Source organism: Pseudoalteromonas sp. SIMBA_162 (genome assembly GCF_046535955.1).
Lineage (GTDB): Bacteria > Pseudomonadota > Gammaproteobacteria > Enterobacterales > Alteromonadaceae > Pseudoalteromonas > Pseudoalteromonas marina.
The window spans coordinates 22,860-39,328 of record NZ_JAWJBQ010000014.1 but is presented as its reverse complement, the minus strand read 5'-3'; the positions used below and the strand labels follow the sequence as shown (position 1 = coordinate 39,328).

The 16,469-nt window shown below is 38.7% G+C and carries 9 protein-coding genes; 2 read left to right on the top strand and 7 right to left on the bottom strand.

Annotation, left to right across the window (positions count from 1 at the left end; all coding sequences use genetic code 11):
• Positions 1-15: 15 nt before the first annotated feature.
• The 7 genes from R0J88_RS11545 to R0J88_RS11515 form a co-directional block, all read right to left on the bottom strand.
• Complete coding sequence (locus R0J88_RS11545) at positions 16-894, bottom strand: DUF1961 family protein (protein ID WP_410899963.1); 879 nt, start codon at positions 892-894, stop codon at positions 16-18.
• A 348-nt stretch (positions 895-1,242) separates the two neighbouring features.
• A complete protein-coding gene (locus tag R0J88_RS11540) occupies positions 1,243-2,937 on the bottom strand; it encodes a hypothetical protein (RefSeq protein ID WP_410899962.1) in 1,695 nt (564 codons plus the stop codon).
• 109 nt (positions 2,938-3,046) lie between these two features.
• Positions 3,047-5,608 (bottom strand): heparinase II/III family protein, encoded by a 2,562-nt coding sequence (locus tag R0J88_RS11535; RefSeq protein ID WP_410899961.1) that lies wholly within the window; start codon positions 5,606-5,608, stop codon positions 3,047-3,049.
• A 53-nt stretch (positions 5,609-5,661) separates the two neighbouring features.
• Positions 5,662-6,879, bottom strand: a complete 1,218-nt coding sequence (locus R0J88_RS11530) for a glycoside hydrolase family 88 protein (protein ID WP_410899960.1) — start codon at positions 6,877-6,879, stop codon at positions 5,662-5,664.
• A 373-nt stretch (positions 6,880-7,252) separates the two neighbouring features.
• Complete coding sequence (locus tag R0J88_RS11525; protein WP_410899959.1) at positions 7,253-10,087, bottom strand: family 78 glycoside hydrolase catalytic domain; 2,835 nt, start codon at positions 10,085-10,087, stop codon at positions 7,253-7,255.
• 144 nt (positions 10,088-10,231) lie between these two features.
• Positions 10,232-11,464: a glycoside hydrolase family 105 protein gene (locus tag R0J88_RS11520; RefSeq protein ID WP_410899958.1), complete on the bottom strand. Its 1,233-nt coding sequence runs from the start codon at positions 11,462-11,464 to the stop codon at positions 10,232-10,234.
• Positions 11,465-11,786: 322 nt separating this feature from the next.
• Positions 11,787-13,148: a sulfatase-like hydrolase/transferase gene (locus tag R0J88_RS11515; RefSeq protein ID WP_410899957.1), complete on the bottom strand. Its 1,362-nt coding sequence runs from the start codon at positions 13,146-13,148 to the stop codon at positions 11,787-11,789.
• Positions 13,149-13,687: 539 nt separating this feature from the next.
• On the opposite strand from R0J88_RS11515, the gene R0J88_RS11510 reads away from it, so the two are divergent.
• Both R0J88_RS11510 and R0J88_RS11505 read left to right on the top strand, forming a co-directional pair.
• Positions 13,688-15,478, top strand: a complete 1,791-nt coding sequence (locus R0J88_RS11510) for a glycoside hydrolase 43 family protein (RefSeq protein ID WP_410899956.1) — start codon at positions 13,688-13,690, stop codon at positions 15,476-15,478.
• Positions 15,479-15,917: 439 nt separating this feature from the next.
• Positions 15,918-16,439, top strand: a complete 522-nt coding sequence (locus R0J88_RS11505; RefSeq protein WP_410899955.1) for an RNA polymerase sigma factor — start codon at positions 15,918-15,920, stop codon at positions 16,437-16,439.
• Positions 16,440-16,469 lie beyond the last annotated feature (30 nt).

Genomic DNA, 16,469 nt, shown 5'->3' with positions numbered 1-16,469 from the left:
AACATTTCCTTAAGATTATTTTTCAGTCAAGGTTGAAATAGTAAAGTTTTTATAGATGGCACTACGAGTAAACATATGACGTAACCCAATATGGCCTTCGGTAATTTCAGGGTGACTAGTTGTATCCCAGTAGTAAACTTTGCTTTGCTCGTCATTCGCCAACTTCATCCACAAATCATCACCCTTTTTAATGACCGTGATGTGATGAGGGACACTGACTTTAAAAAAGCCAGTATTAAAGTCATCGCCAGCTAGCGCTGTGCCTTTTAAGCCTTTATTCTCAAGCGGTGTATAACGACGGGCACGAACATAATCATTATCAGCGTCGCTGTTATTCATACCAAAAGCGGCATAACTAATATGGTAAGCGTTCATATTATCAAAATAGTGGCGCATATATGGCTCTTGCCGATAATCAGCCCAGTTCGTAATATCTTTGTCAAAGCCTTCAGTACCTTCACCTGTCGCGAGTAAATATAAAATGCTGACGTAACGTACTTGGTTATCAGTGCGGGTGTATTCATAATCAATTTTGATATCGCCAGAGAAACTTTTTTTTGTCCAAACCACAAGGTGGTGAGAGTGATTTTTCGCTTCTGGTCCAGCTTTTACATGCATGCCTTCAGGTGTGTTTTCAATAGTGCCAACTAAGCCGTCTACCAGCCAATGTTCTCTCCAGTCTTTATCACCGCGATCGAATAAAAGTTGTTGCCATGCTGCGTTATTCATTTTTTTGAATTGGCTTTCTTTACTTGTTGGTTCGCTTTTTTTCTCTGTGGCTGTGATAGGTGCTGATATTTGGGATTGTTCCCTTGCCGCCACAGAGCGGCTGATGAGCAGCAAAATTAGGCTTACTTTTATTAATGAACTAAAACAGGTCAATAATACTTTCATCGTTATTCTCTTATTTTTACTTTGCTTGGTATTAGCTGCTTTACCAAGCAGCTAAACCTGTCAGCACAATGCACACGACTTGAGCTGTTTTAGGACATCAATCCATCAACTTTTATGGATTTATGTTGGCTATTTCTGTGACGGTAAGGGAAATATCAATTAGCTAAACCAATACATTGGTTTACACAACGCGCTCATTATCAGTATAAAACTGTAAACTAGCTTGCTGTTTTTAATAATATTTTTCATTGTTATTATCCTGTATTTTTTAATGCACAACACTGTCGTCTTATACAAACAAAGAGGATGAATACAACTTATACATCCTCTGTAAATAAAGAGTCGTAATTAGTGTGGACGGAACTTACCTTCACTCCATAGGTATAAACGTTGCGATGAACCTTTTTTAACATTGAGTAAAACAGCGATGGCGTTACCCTGCTCTTTTTTTACAACGTTCATTTCGATTCTTGATTTTGCAGAGCTTAAATGAGTTTTATCAATACGCCAATTTTGACCATCGTTACTTTTTGCTGTAGCAAAAATAGATTGGCCTTTGGCGTCTTTAAAACTAACTGCGGCTGTGTATTGGTTTTGCTCTTGGCTTAATACTTCAAGCTTTAAAATATTGGTGATCGTGATGTTTTTATTATCGGTCAAGGTTCTGTTAGCTGCACCAGGCATAGGTTGGCTGTGTTTCCATTGGCCGTTTTCAAACGACGTGACACGCCACTCTCTGTAACTTTTAGTGCGCGCTTGATACGCAACCGCAGGGGCATTATTTTCTAACACCACAGGAACGGTACTAAAAGGTGTTTCTTCTCGTTGTGTGGAGTCAAAAGCCAGTGTTTTTTCGTTTGCTTTCGCTAACGTTATAGGTAACGCTAACTTTTCATTTTGTGCGTTATAAAACGTATCTGTAGTGGTATCTAGCTTCATGTAATATGAGTTAATACGCCCGTAATTAGTTTTGTTGTGCTCCTCAAGAAAGTTGCATTCATGCCACAATGAACTAATAGCGATTTCAGTATCAGACACTTTCTTTGGGGTAATATAAAACGTATCGACGTTTATTGGATTGTGCTCTTGCGGTGTGGGTGCTGTAATGATGACCGGTTTATCAAACGTTTGTGCACCACTTGGCATTTTGTAATATACCCAAGGTGATTTATGCGTTCCTGTGCGGGTAAATAGGTAAATGTCGCCGTTGGCCATTTTTTCACTGGCGGTATACGATGCAAACGGAGTTATGTCGTTTACATAAACAAACTTGCTCATGTCATTTGGTTTCTCTGACATAACATGAAGCATTCTTCCACCGGCATGAGGGGTGTCGATTGAAAGCGGATTTAAACCGTCTTCACGTTCTCCGCCGTGGCCGCCATAAATAATATGAAAGTGACCTTTACTGTCTTGTTCTAGTATTGGCCGCCCGTGGCTATCTATTTTTCTATCACCTTTTGAAAGCGTGCTTTCAGCGGCTTTATAAGGCCCTTCCCATTGATGATTTTTAAGATCGTAACTGGCTATGTAAGGGTCGGTTAAATGCCCTTGATACGTAATAAATACTTTATCACCAATGACATCGTGCCAGCCGGTGTGTGGGTTTCCTTGAAGGTTGTCGGTAAAATAACCTTCAGGTAGTTTTGGTAACGATGCTGGTAGAGCCTTTTTAGGGCCTAGGTTTTCAGGTGGTAGGTTGTAAATTTGGTGAAACGATTTTCCTTTTGTGTATTTATCATAAATAGCTTGATAATCAGGGTAAGAACCATATAAGTATTGATCAATTCTCCAACGCCAATATTCACTGCTTTGCGGATCATTTGGGTCGACTTGATTTTGCAGAGTTGAAAATACGTTATCTGTTGCTGAATATTTTTTTATTAATGCAGCGCGCTCATCCAAAAACGCGGTGTTTTGTTTGACTGGCGTATTTGTAGAGCAAGCACTATTTAACAATCCGGTGGCAATAACTAAATTTAAAACGACTGCTTTTTTAATGCGATTTGCGACTGAGGCTTTAAGGGGTATGAATAATGGCATAGTGTGTCTCGGTGTGATGTGTAAGTAAATATCGAGTGTAAGTGAGCATGGTTTATATTGTTGGTTTATAAACCACACTCAATTTAAATTGAGGATGAAACCTCTATTATTACATTTTCATGTAGGCTGAATTTTTATAAAAGGTTGTAAGCGTCTGTTTTTTAAATTGTAGATTAGTACCCTTGCCTATATACATATCTACCAATTTGTTTTGCTCATCGACAGTTATAACGGCAAATTGACCTTCAAAGTAAATACCTAACTCTTTGTCTTCGTATTTATCATTACTATTTTCTTGCACAATGATGTATTGCGTTAGTGACTTTCCATCGACCGTGGCGCTGACTTTTACACCTTTAAATAGATCTTTTTCGTAAAGCCTTTCTACAGCAGTTAACGCATAGTCTTCACCTTCGGTTACTGATTCGTAAGCCACTGTAAATGGGTTACTCCACGTTTCGCCTTGGTGGCGCATTAAAAACGTGGGCAGTGGCTTTTTGTTGTATGGCGCAGACGCGCCATAAGCTTTTGGCGCGTTTACAGTTGTAAGCTCAATATCAAGCCCTGCAGGAATTAATGCTCGCATGGCGATTGATTTATCGCCCAATTTAGATGCCGTAAACGTTGCCTCGAATTGCTGTGATGAAACTGACGCCGTTTTAACATCTTCAAAATAGTGCCAGCCTGGGTGCTGATAATCTTTATGTTTAACCCACGGGGTTTTAGCTGCCGCTTGGTAGCGCTGCGCATCTGCTTTTAATTTTACTTTTTTTGAGTTTGTCGTTATATCAACTTTGTCACCTATGTTGTGGTAAACATAATCGTGAAACTCTTGCTCATAATCACTTTTAGCTTTAAAGATATCTAGGTAGTAGCCTTTAGTATCAGAGAGTTTGATCAATGCTAATGTACGCTGATGATTAGCTGGGGTAACTTTATTAAATTCATCATAAAAAGATGAAATATTAAACGAGTATTTATCTGAGACACCAGTTTCACCGGCTGCAGGCTCCATAGCGATAGACTGCACGCGATTAATACCTAAGTTTATCCAATCACCGCTAGAGGCAGATGCTCCATTACTTATCACTGAGTTATGTGCGGCAAATAAACGATAATAATTTTCATGAATCGGTGTTCTGTAAGTGCCCTTACCTCCGTCAATGCCAAGAACATGGCCTTGACCATATAGTTCCATGTCCATACCAGAAGCATGACCATGAATATAAGAGCCCCCTGCCACAAATGCCATTAAACTGTTTTTAACGGGATCTTGTTTACTAACATTACGTTGAATATTCATTCCCGCATATTCTAAACGTTTGGTTCTAGGACGAGGTGGCGCTACGTCGACCTCTTGGCTGCTTTGTATTTCCTTTACAGACCATAGCAGTTGTAGGGGCGTATAATATGGGCTTGGGCCGTAAGAACGGTTATGAAGGTGTCCTCGATCATATACGCCAGCATTAATGCTTGAGGCTAAATAATTACTAAAGTCATTTATTTGTTTTTCGTTACTATTTAATTTAGCTAATAACAATGACATTTCTAAAGCCGAATACTCTGGTTTATAAGTACGATGGCCATCACCAATGTAAGGATATTCGTTGTTTGGGTATTGTAGGTCGTAGTACGAGGTAAATGCCGCAGGAATATTAGTATATTTTTTACCTAGTTTAAGCGTTGGATCGTAACGGTCGAGCAACGTCATTAGATAAACCGAAAAAGCGGCTACGTGCTTAGAGTACTGAAAAGACTCTGGCCAGATATCGCCTTCGTTTTCAAACTTTTTTGCTACCGTTTTTAGTGAAGCCTGATGCTTAGTATCTAAGTGTGTATAGTACGGTAAATACTTAGCGATTTCCTCTGGGTCATTTAACGCCAAAATATTGTGTACAAGGCTTGATGACTCTAATACTGGCCAGTTTGAGTCTAGTAAACCTTTATTAAGCGCTAACCAAATATAGGTTTTAAAAACCTGTTGCGCCTGGTCAAAATCAAACGCGACTAAGCTGTTTGATTGCAAGTCGTAAACCTTGCCACCAGACTTTAAATAAGGATAAACAAAATCATAAATAATAGGTAATTGAGCACCTATCACACGGGCTTCGTATAGGTGGTCACCCGGGAACATCCAACTTGAGTTCATGGCGCCTTCTTTATGAACCTTCATTAGCATTAATGCGTTGGTATAGGTGTTCAGAATGTCAGCACCACAGGCGGCGTATTTATCTTCCTGAGTTAAATAATACATCACGCCACAATCCACACCGTCTTGCAAAGCTTTAATAACTTGCGTTAACTGCTCTTTACTACCGCCGCCTTTTACTCTAAATAGAGGTAACGTAGGTGCTTGTAACTTATCTTCATTCCAAACTAAGGGCAGCTCTTCAAGCGGTTTCAAACGCTTTTCTTTATTAAGTGCAGCGATTGGTTCAACACGGTGTTTAAGCTCTTCAAATAATAACTTTGCCCAAGGCTCTGTTTTAATTTTATTTAAAATCTCTGGACGTTCAGATTTTTTTACCCAAATCGAAGGGCGCTCTACCTCTGCCGACGCTCTAAATGCGATGAGTGTTATTAAAAGAATAAAACAAGGCGTGACTAAGCTGGAGTGCAAGAAATTGCGCACTGGTATTTCCCGTTTTATTTTACTGGTGATTACAGACATTGTCGGGTGTTCCTAAATTATTGTGTGTTTATTGTTGCAAGCGGTATTCATAGTTAAATTGTGCTTTTACAGCGATTAAGCGCTTCTAAATAATAATAATCGCCATAATTAAGCGCCGCATTTAGCTCTTTACCAGCAGGATAATTGCCCGTTGCTTGTTTAAGTAAAAAGTGGCCATTGTCGCCTTTTTCAGCGAGATATTCTGGTGAGCTTAAGCTTCTTAACATCGTCAAAGCAGCTTTGCGGTAACGTGCTGCCTCTTCTTTTTCAACATAGCTTGCCAACTCAAATAGTCCACTAGCAAGAAGTGATGCTGCTGACGAGTCTCGATAGTTTTTAATTTCCGGATCATCAGGCGCGTTATAATCAAAATACGGAACTAGATCTTCAGGCATGTTTTTGTGAGTAAGGATGTAATTCACAATATTACGTGCATGGTTTAAAAACTTTTCATCTTTTGTGTAGCGATAAACCATTGTATAGCCATAAGCCCCCCATGCTTGGCCTCGTGACCAAGATGAGTCATCTGTAATACCTTGGAAGGTTTGTTTTGATAGTGGCAGTCCAGTATTTCGGCTGTAATTAACTAAGTGGTATGAACTAAAATCACCCCTGAAGTGATGCTTCATAGTTACTGTCGCATGACTAACAGCGGCGTCATAATAAGTTTGATCCCCTGTCGCAATTGACGCATTGAATAACAACTCTAAATTCATCATGTTATCAATAATGACTGGAAACTCCCATACACCCCAACTCCATGAGAATGTAGCACCAATTTTGGGATTGTAACGCTCCATTAATGTTTGAGCCGTGCTTACTAAAATAGGGGTATAACTTTTATCACCGGTTAGCCTTACACCATTACCAAAGCTGTTATTCATAATAAAACCCACATCATGAGTTTTACGATTAAAACGCATATCTTCTAATGCACTAGTCCATTCAACTGCGGTATTTAACCAGCTTTTATCTTGATTGTGCTCATACATATACCAAAAGCTGCCAGCGACAAAACCACTCGTCCACCCCATTGGGGTAATGAAATTGACTTTACCGTCACTAAAAGAAGTCGGTATTTTATTTGGGTTTGTATAAGCTTTTCTGAAATCGTCCAATTGTAATTGGGCTTTATCAAGTGTGGCACTACAAAACATAGCATCTTCATTTAAAAGAGTACCTTGCTTACTATTCGTTTCAACCGCATCACATGCCGGTAACGCCAGTAATACAGCAACAGCCAAAGCACTTTTAGTAATTATTTTGCTCATTAATACCTCTTTTAAAATCAGCCACTACTTAATACTGAGCAGACATGCCTTACAATTACGCCTGTACACCTGTTGAATATCGACTGAACACAACACTCTTATTGACTGATATTGACTCATTTTGATTGATAATGTCAAACTAAAAATATCTTCGCTACATTTTACTTACATTAATAAGGGTGAGGTTAGTTTGCTTATCAGGAATAATTACGCGGATCAGAGCTCGAACTTAAGAATACTTGGCACCATATAGTTGCAAAAGTTACCTATAGAATTTCATTAGCACTTTGCATGTACAAGCTCGCACTCTGCTTAATGCTTTATTTAACTTAGTGGGCTTAACTAAAAACCCACATAAGCAAACTATTCAATATCAATGTGAACCAGTATCTACAATATTTTTAATTTCAAAGGAGTAGACACCTGCTTTGTAGAGTTTTTTTGGTTCATTTGGAATAGTTACGTAAGCGCTACTGTTATTGGGTATTTGTATATCCCATTTAACAACGCCATTTTTTTGCGCCCAGCTACTTTTGATTTTTCCGTAACCCGTTTGATAGGTAACATCAACCCATTCGAGTTCTTTTGGAAAGACAGGGCGAAGTTCAAACTCCTGAAAGCCAGCTTTATCATCTAACGGGCGGATCCCACCAAGCCCTTCGTAAAACCATCCATCGTAACCGCTATGAAATGGATGGTTTAATGAACGACCTGGGGCGTTTCTCCGCTCTGGATCAAGATCTGGGTCTAAAACCCCTTTTCGCTCCCAAAGGGTTGTCGCGTTAAGTTTTTCAAATTGAAATGAGTAGCCAGGGTAACCATCTGCAGTAAAAATATTAAAAGCAGTGTCCGCATAGCCGTAATCGCTTAATGCTAAATACAAATAGGTTTGACCAAGTGCACCTACAGAGCCATGACCGCCCCACTTCTCGACCACATCTTTATTTAAGGCAGCTGCGATTGATTGGCGTAAATCAGCTGGCGCAATCCCAAAGCGTAGCGCCATTGCATCCGCGGTTTGACTACCATAATGTCCGGTCTGCGGGTTATAAAACTCTTTATTGAACTGCGCACTGATTGCTTGGAATAAGTCAGTAAATTGTTGTGATTTATCTGCCTCATTGAGTAAAGCAGCTATTTTACTCATTAGATCGGCGCCATGAGCAAGTAAAGCTGAACTCGTAATTGTTGGCGAAGTGTGCTGTGGATTACAGCGTTTTCGACCCATACCCGGTTTTAAAACGGGATCACACCAATCACCGTAGCCTATACGTAATAAGCCATTATCTAATTTACTTTCGGCTAGCTGCATATACTCCAGTAAACTATCAAATTGTCTCTGTAGTACTTGTAAGTCACCGTGATGACGGTAATGTTCCCAAGCAATAATTATCTCAGCAACGGCCCAATCAAAATTGCCACCGTGTGTACGCTTACCTGGAACCACGGCAGGGGCTTGGAATGTTGCCGTACTAAAGTCACCTAAATACTTTTGCCAAAAGTTGTCCATATTATAATTATAGTTACCAGTGATAAGCGCAGCATGTGCATCACCAGTCCAGCCCGCACGCTCTCTGATAGGGCAATCCATTGGTACAGCCATTAAATTACTTTCATAACTCCATAACGCCATATCATGAATGCGGTTAATTAAATCATTAGAGCTTTTAAAAGTACCCGCAATTTCAACATCGCTTCTTACTAAATGCGCTTTAATGGCATCAATAGCTGGTGCTTGTTTAAGTCCTGTTATTTCTAAATAACGAAAGCCATGCCAAGAAAATTCTGGTGTCCACGTTGATGCATCATTACCAGAAGCAATATAACCATCCACTTGTTTTAATAGTGGTGCTCCACCGCCTGTTTTTTGGCTAATGTTACCATCTATATCAGCCCATTCAGCATAACGAAGATACACTGGACTTCCCTTTTCTAAGTTCAACTTATCAAGATTTAGAGTAGGTACACCAGTAAAGTTCTGTCCAAAATCCAATACCCAGACACCTGGTTTAGGTTGAAATATTTTTTGTACAGTCATTTCTTTTACAGCCCGAATAGGCGGTAATAATTGTGGCTCTAGTTCTTCTGTAGGCCACTGGCTAAGTACTTCTACAGGCTGCCAGTTGTCAAGATTACTCGTGTTGAGATTCCAATCAGCTAGCACTTTATTAGCATCAAACAATTCACCAGAAAAGATACCTTCTTTTATTATTGCAGACGGATGACTGAGCCACTGTTTATTTGAAGTGATTAATTGCGTAGAGCCATCATCAAATGCTAACTCTAATTGAGCAATAAATTTAGGTTGGCCATAAGAAAGAGTTTTGGATGGCTTATCTTCTGAACCATCAGGATTTTTCCATCGACTAAATGCAATGTTTTCGTCATACCAGCCACTTCCTAAGTGAACGGCAATAGTGTTTTCACCCGGTAAAAGAAAATTAGACACTTCATCAGTGTTGTAAAGAATACGCTTATCAAAATCAGTTTGTCCTGGGTCCATAATACGATCTGAAACCCTCTGCCCATTAAGATACACTTCGTAATACCCACCGGCAGTACTGTGAAGCTTAGCTTTAACTATTTTTTTACCACTTTCAGCTTTAAAAGTATGGCGAAATAAACTGGCTGTAGGTTGTACTTTAACTTGTTCAATAACCAGCTCTTGGGTTTTAGTTTTATCCTTGGTTAAAGTTGATAAATCTTCAGGGTTCAGACCAGTTGCATAGAGCGCCCACTGTTCTACACTCGGTGTAACAGGTGTAATCTCTTGCTTTTCAACTTGTAGCCACTGAGCTTGCCAATCATCTTTGGTTAACAATCCCATTTCCCATGAGCTAATACGACTCCACTCACTCACTTGTTCTGATTGCCAGACGCGTACCCGCCAAAAAGCAGTATCATTTGCTGCAAGTGCTGGGCCTGAATATGCAATATTAAGTGATTGCTTTGCTTTCACCTTACCGCTATCCCATAGTAAGGAATTTAAATTGAACTGACTGTCTCGGCTTACCTGAACTTGATAATAAGATTGGCTTTTAATATTTGAATGCCAAGATAGCTTCGGCCGAAGGTTATGAACATTTAAAGGGCGTTCTTTACCTTCAACTAATAAGTTACTGGGTTGAACAAGCAAGCTTTCTTGGTCTTGCTGGGCATTACATGCTGATAATAGTGTTACAAAGAAAAGCGCTATAACTTTTTTCATTAATCCGTACTCCTAATAGAGCTTTCTTCAACTCACCTACGGCCTATGGATAAAAAAATTCCTATTAATAAAGCTTATTAATAGGAATAAAAACTTAATCCTCAGCTGAGGTAAATTGAAGGGAAATAAATTTTACAAAAAGACTTAGCCTTCCCATTTGACCATTTCTGATGCAGCTAAAAGAACTGCACCAACGCCGTATAATTGTGAATCTGTCTTTTTAACAGGATCTGGAGATTTACCAACATGCTGAACCCAATTAACACGACCACTTGGCTCTACAGCGTCTTCAATAGCATGCCAGCCTTTTTCTACTATTTCTTTTGATTTTTCATCAGTTAAAATACCGTTATTAACGCCCCACGCTAAACCAAAAGTAATAAAACCTGTTGCACTCACCTCTGGTGTTTTAACTATATCAGGGTCCATAAGCGATGCGGGCCAATAACCGTTTTCACGTTGCAATTTCATCAAGCCCGCAGCGTTCTTTTTATATAACTCGATATAGCGGTCTCTTGACGGGTGCCCTTCAGGTAAATCATCTATAATCAACGGGATTGCAGCAAATACCCAGCCGTTTCCTCGCCCCCAAAATACTGGATTACCATTTTTATTTTTCATATCGAAATAGCGACTATCTCTAAAGAACAGACCATATTCATCAGAAAATAGGTAATCTGCACTTGCCCAAAATTCCTTATCGGCATATTCAAAGTATTTTGGATCACCCGTTACATTACTTAACTTTAACCACGTTCTTGGCGCCATATATAACGCATCAGCCCAACACCAACGATCTTGGCAATTACCTTCAAAGTGAGCGCCGTTTTGAGTAGTACTGGTTTCATCTAACATTTCTAAGCCAACTTTAGGTGGGTTAGCTAAGATTTTGTCGAATAATTCTTGGGTAGGCTTATAAGCGTCTTTATTACCTGTTTGCTCTGTTAACCATAAATAAGTTTGACCAATTGTGTGATCGTCAGCATGGTAAGGGCGGTCTAGCAGCAACTCATAGTCTTGCTCTTTTGCCATCTCTTGAATGTAGCGTAAATAGTCTTTGTTATCTGTTGTTTCAGCCCAACGTGTTAAACCAATATAAAATGATGCTTGAATCCAAAACTTAGGGTTTTCTGATTTAGCACGATGAGATTCTGGAATATACGACAAATCATCGAGGTGAGATAATTGCCACTCAGCAGTGCTGTTAGCCAAGCTAATCACTGAATTAGCTTTAATGCTTTTGTCGGTGATTTCAACTGACTGAACACCTGACTCTACTTTATCTACCGTTTTTGCCGTCGTATTTGATTCTGAGCACCCTGTAAGTAAAAGACTTACAGCAAAAGGTACCAGTGCTAGTTTAAATTTTTTGTTCATCAAAAAAATCCTAATTATTGTGTGTATTCTGAAGACCGTTAAACTTTTAGTTCACTTATGTGTAGACAATATAAGTAAATTTGAAACTGAGAGTTATTATTAACTATCAGTTGCCGTATTAACCTTTTAAATAATATTTAATAAAAATTTTACTAATCTGAAACACAATAAATCAGCATGATAACAATTGCAATGATATGATTAAAAAAGATTGAATGTGAGCATTTATTGAGTGGGGGATTTCGGAAGTGCTGAGGATACTACACATATTATTAATTTTAATAGATAAGTGATGGCATACCCATCACTTATCTTAAGCTTCTTAGTCTTTATATTTCTCAAATAAGTCAAAAAACTCTTTTGCGAGTGACTCTTTATGTGAAGCCAGGTTATTAGTTTCACCTGGATCTTGAGTGATATTATAAAGCTCAACAGGTGATTCAATGCCATATCTGACCGCTTTAAAGTCGCCTTTACGAGCAGCTTGAAAAGTATCACCTATAACACCAGAGTTTGGGTCACCTACTTGCTTAGCAAATTCCCAGTACAATACTCTATCAGCTTGCGGCTCTGGTGAGTCTTTCAATAAACCCTTTATTGAAACACCATTTGTTTTAACACGAGGAATAAGGTTTAAGTCCACCCCTGTAATATCGGCTAATGTTGGCAACACATCGGCAAACAACCAAGGTGTTTCGTCAACACGTGACTTTTTGATTTTATCTGGCCATTGAATCAACATAGGCACATGTATGCCGCCATCATAAAGGTCACGTTTTTGCCCTTTATAAGGTGTCGCAGCTTTAAGGTATTTAGGGTCTGCTCCACCTTCATCATGAGGGCCGTTATCAGATGTAAACACAATAATTGTATTATCTAAAATACCTTTTTCATCTAGTGCTTTTGTAATCTGGCCAACATAATCGTCAAGCGCGCTTACCATACCAGCTAATGTAGCGTTAGGCTTTTTTACTGGCTCTGGATAATAAGCTGCGTATTTATCGCTTGGCGTACCAGTGGACATTCCTGAATAAGGTTTTTCATCAAAAGAATACTGCTTACTGTATTTTTCAGGCACCGCTAGTTCCGCGTGCGGAGAAGAAAACGTTAGCATTACAAAAAATGGGTTTTCGCGCTCTTGTTCAATGTAATCAATGGCTTCATTAGCAAATAACTCTTGGGCATATGCGCCTTTTTTACCACCTTCGTTTTCAGTAATACGTATTTTTTTACCATCACGCCATAATATCTGAGGGTACTGTCTGTGCCCCTCCAAAATAGAATACATACCGTACCAAGTATCAAATCCCATTGCTAACGGATCGGTTACACCCATTTGAGAGCCAATTGAGTACTTACCAAATAGTGCAGTGTCATAGCCTGCGTACTTAAGAACGTGCGCAACAGTGATATCACTTTCAACTAACTGAACCGTATTTGAGTTATTAGTCATGTAACGACCATCACGACCTGTAAAAAGCGAAACTCGAGAAGGTGAACATACCGTATTGCCAGCATAAGCTTGGTTAAACCTTATCCCTTTATTGGCAATATCATCTAAGTTAGGCGTTTTAATTGGTGTGTTACCATATGCACCTACCTGATTGAAACCAAGGTCGTCAGTCAAAATAAATATGACATTCGGCTTTTCTGATGCAATAACTGGTTTTGTTAAACTTAACATCAGAAAACCAAGGGCTCCTGCTATCTTATGTGTGTTTTTTATCATTTATCCTCTTCCTTTGTTGCAAAGATTGAATGTAACCAAAGAAGAACTTTCCTATTCTTCTTTTTACTTTTAAATGTGTCGGTTTAACCGCTGTATTAACTGAACTAATTAAACTGCAGCGCTTTAATAATTATTAAATCACCAATAGTCACCCTATTACACGAGCGTATTAAGTAAATTGGAGGTATGTATACCTGCTAAAAGCAGCAAAAGATTAATATTGAGCGATTTTGACGATTTTCACACAAAAGATACATTACTGACAAGTAATATTAACTAATTCCAATATTGCTTTTATATGTGCTTTGTGAGGTTTTTTTGAATAACCTCTATTCAGCCAACAAAATTATTAGCTCAGCATGTCGAACTTCTTACTTCGTTCCTACAGTAAATAATCTTGGGATAGCCTGAAAAACGTACAGGTTGACTTAAAATAAAATCAAACATAATCTTATGCAATCAAATTAACTCAAACTAAAGCAATAAGAACGTTTATGAAACTGACACTACACACACTTAAACTCACTACATTAAGTATCTCTTTGACAGCAATTTTAGCTGGCTGTAACTCTAAAGTAACTTCCGACCAAATAACAATTTCTACAGAGTCAACAACGCCTACAAATATAGGCAGCTTTGGTGATCAAGGTGATGGGACATATATAAACCCTATTTTAAACGCTGATTATCCCGACTCTGATATAGAGCAAGTGGGTGATACTTATTACATGATTACTTCTAAACAACATATGTCTCCAGGGATGCCAATTTTAAAATCTAAGGATATGGTGAACTGGACCAACGTGGGTCACGCATTCCCAAAGTTATCTTGGGCTCCAGAGTATAACTGGGACCGTATGAATGGTTATTCATTTGGTACTTGGGCGGGTGATATCGCATATCACGAAGGGAAATGGTATGTATATCAAATAGATTATCAGCACGGATTAATGGTAACAATGGCTGATGATATAGCTGGCCCGTGGAGTGAGCCAATTATGATGTTACCCAAAGCTGATGTACTTGATGACCCTGCTGTTTTTTGGGATCAAGAAACTAAAAAAGCATATGTAATCATTAATACGGGTGCAAAACAAAAGTCTCCTGATAATAAAATTGAAGGAAATGAAAATCGCATTTATGAAATGAGTTGGGATGGGACAAAAATATTAGATGAAGGGAAACTAGTTTATACAGGCATGGGAGCTGAAGCTGCTAAAATTTACAAAATAGACGGTACTTGGTACATCTTCATGGCACAATGGACTATGGGGGATAAATCAACAAAGCCTGGTGTAAAAAACCCTAAAAATGATAGAAAACAGCTAGTACTTCGCTCTAAAGAAAGTATTTATGGGCCTTATGAAGTCAAAACGGTTTTAGAGAAAGGATCTGAATTTAATAATCGAAGTGCTAGTCAAGGTGGCCTAATGAAAGCACCTGATGGTTCTTGGTGGTACATGCATCAACTTATCCAAAATGACGATATACCTTTTCAAGGTCGTCCTCAAGTACTTGAACCAGTTACATGGGTTGACGGATGGCCAATTATAGGGGTTGATGAAGATAATGATGGAATTGGCGAACCTGTTAAAAGATACAAAAAACCTATAAATGGTTATCCAATCACAGCGCCAAAAAGCGATGATGACTTTTCATCAGCAAAATTAGGCCCGCAATGGGAGTGGAACCATAACCCTAGAGATAGTCACTGGTCGTTAACTGAACGCCCAGGGTGGTTACGCCTAAAAGCAAGTAAGGTGCTACCAAATAAAGAAGGACATGGCCCGAAAATCAATGAGTGGACCAACAACGATGGTTCAGATGGAGATTTTTGGAGAGCAAGTAACACGTTGAGTCAGAGAATGATGGGGGTAACCACCGGTACAGCAGTTGCAAAATTTGATGTATCGGGTATGCAACCCAACCAACTAGCGGGCTTTGTTCGTTATGGGGGGGTGTTTAATCTTCTAGGGGTTGAAATGGATAAAAAGGGTAAAAAGCATTTATTTTATATGAATGGAATGAGCGAAAAGACCCTTGGCCCAGAGTTAAATGGTGACACACTATTTGTAAGAACTTCAAATGCTCGGAATCAAGCGACCTACGAATATAGCTTTGATGGAAAAAGCTTTAAAGCATTTGGCCCTACATTCACCATCGCTTTTGGTAAATGGACAGGCGATCGTTTAGGGTTTTTCTCGTGGAATGAAAAAAAGGATGCTGGCTACATCGATGTTGACTGGTTCACATACGATTATGATGGGCCTAAAGCGGCACGTTAATTAGCTACATTAGTTAACGTTATAAAATTTACTTATGCCTGCCTATTATTATTTTTCTGTATTAAATAATAATAGGCAGTGTGTTAACCGATGCATACCCCTTGCCCTACTTTAAATTTATAGCTGTCAGGGCAATTGAAAGTTGTATCACTAAGTCAACCAAAACACCTGAAATATAAACAAATCCCCTCTATATTTAGAAAAATTCCACAATGTGGAACACATTTTACTTAAGGTTTTAGTTGTACATTAATATAAAATGAAATTTAGTAAAGCTACGCTGACAAGCTCTTTTCAATAGCTGTATTAAACCGTTAGTTTTCCTCTTTTTATACCTCCCAACCTACTTTAATAGGCCTAATAGTTCCACAAGACCGCTGTAATACTTAAGTCATATAATTCATTTAATATCTCTGTAAACGGAATAAACGACAGAGTAATGAAAACTTTTAAGAGCCCTTTAGACTTACAGCCTTTATCTGAAGAAAGTGAAGTTAAAAATATCATTCGCCATATACGGAAATATATAACCCGTCGAACTTCTAATGCAGATAATGTAGATGACCTAGTGCAGGAAGCTTTAATAAGGACAATAAACAGGAATAAATCCACTAAAATTGATAACTTTCCAGCCTATCTCAATCAGGTAGCAAAATCTGTCATTTATCATGATTGGCAAAAAAATAAGAATCAACACAATAATGATGACGAAATGGAGCTGGTTGCACCAAAAAGTAACGACCCCGAGTCTAAAATAATCACAGAACAAAAACTAAAACTCGTTAAACAAGCACTTGATGAACTTCCCCCATTGCGGAGAAAAGTTTTTGAACTTAGACGCTTAGAAGGTTTAAGCCGGGAAGAAATTTGCTTAAAACTAGATATGAGCCAAGAGTCTGTAAAAAAACATATCACTCGAGCTATGACCCAAATAACATTGCACATAGAAAAACATCAGTAGAGATGTCCCCTTTTTTGTTTTATTACACTC

Coding starts and splice junctions, on each gene's coding strand:
- R0J88_RS11545 (WP_410899963.1), bottom strand. CDS start 894: ATGAAAGTATTATTGACCTGTTTTAGTTCATTAATAAAAGTAAGCCTA.
- R0J88_RS11540 (WP_410899962.1), bottom strand. CDS start 2,937: ATGCCATTATTCATACCCCTTAAAGCCTCAGTCGCAAATCGCATTAAA.
- R0J88_RS11535 (WP_410899961.1), bottom strand. CDS start 5,608: ATGTCTGTAATCACCAGTAAAATAAAACGGGAAATACCAGTGCGCAAT.
- R0J88_RS11530 (WP_410899960.1), bottom strand. CDS start 6,879: ATGAGCAAAATAATTACTAAAAGTGCTTTGGCTGTTGCTGTATTACTG.
- R0J88_RS11525 (WP_410899959.1), bottom strand. CDS start 10,087: ATGAAAAAAGTTATAGCGCTTTTCTTTGTAACACTATTATCAGCATGT.
- R0J88_RS11520 (WP_410899958.1), bottom strand. CDS start 11,464: ATGAACAAAAAATTTAAACTAGCACTGGTACCTTTTGCTGTAAGTCTT.
- R0J88_RS11515 (WP_410899957.1), bottom strand. CDS start 13,148: ATGTTAAGTTTAACAAAACCAGTTATTGCATCAGAAAAGCCGAATGTC.
- R0J88_RS11510 (WP_410899956.1), top strand. CDS start 13,688: ATGAAACTGACACTACACACACTTAAACTCACTACATTAAGTATCTCT.
- R0J88_RS11505 (WP_410899955.1), top strand. CDS start 15,918: ATGAAAACTTTTAAGAGCCCTTTAGACTTACAGCCTTTATCTGAAGAA.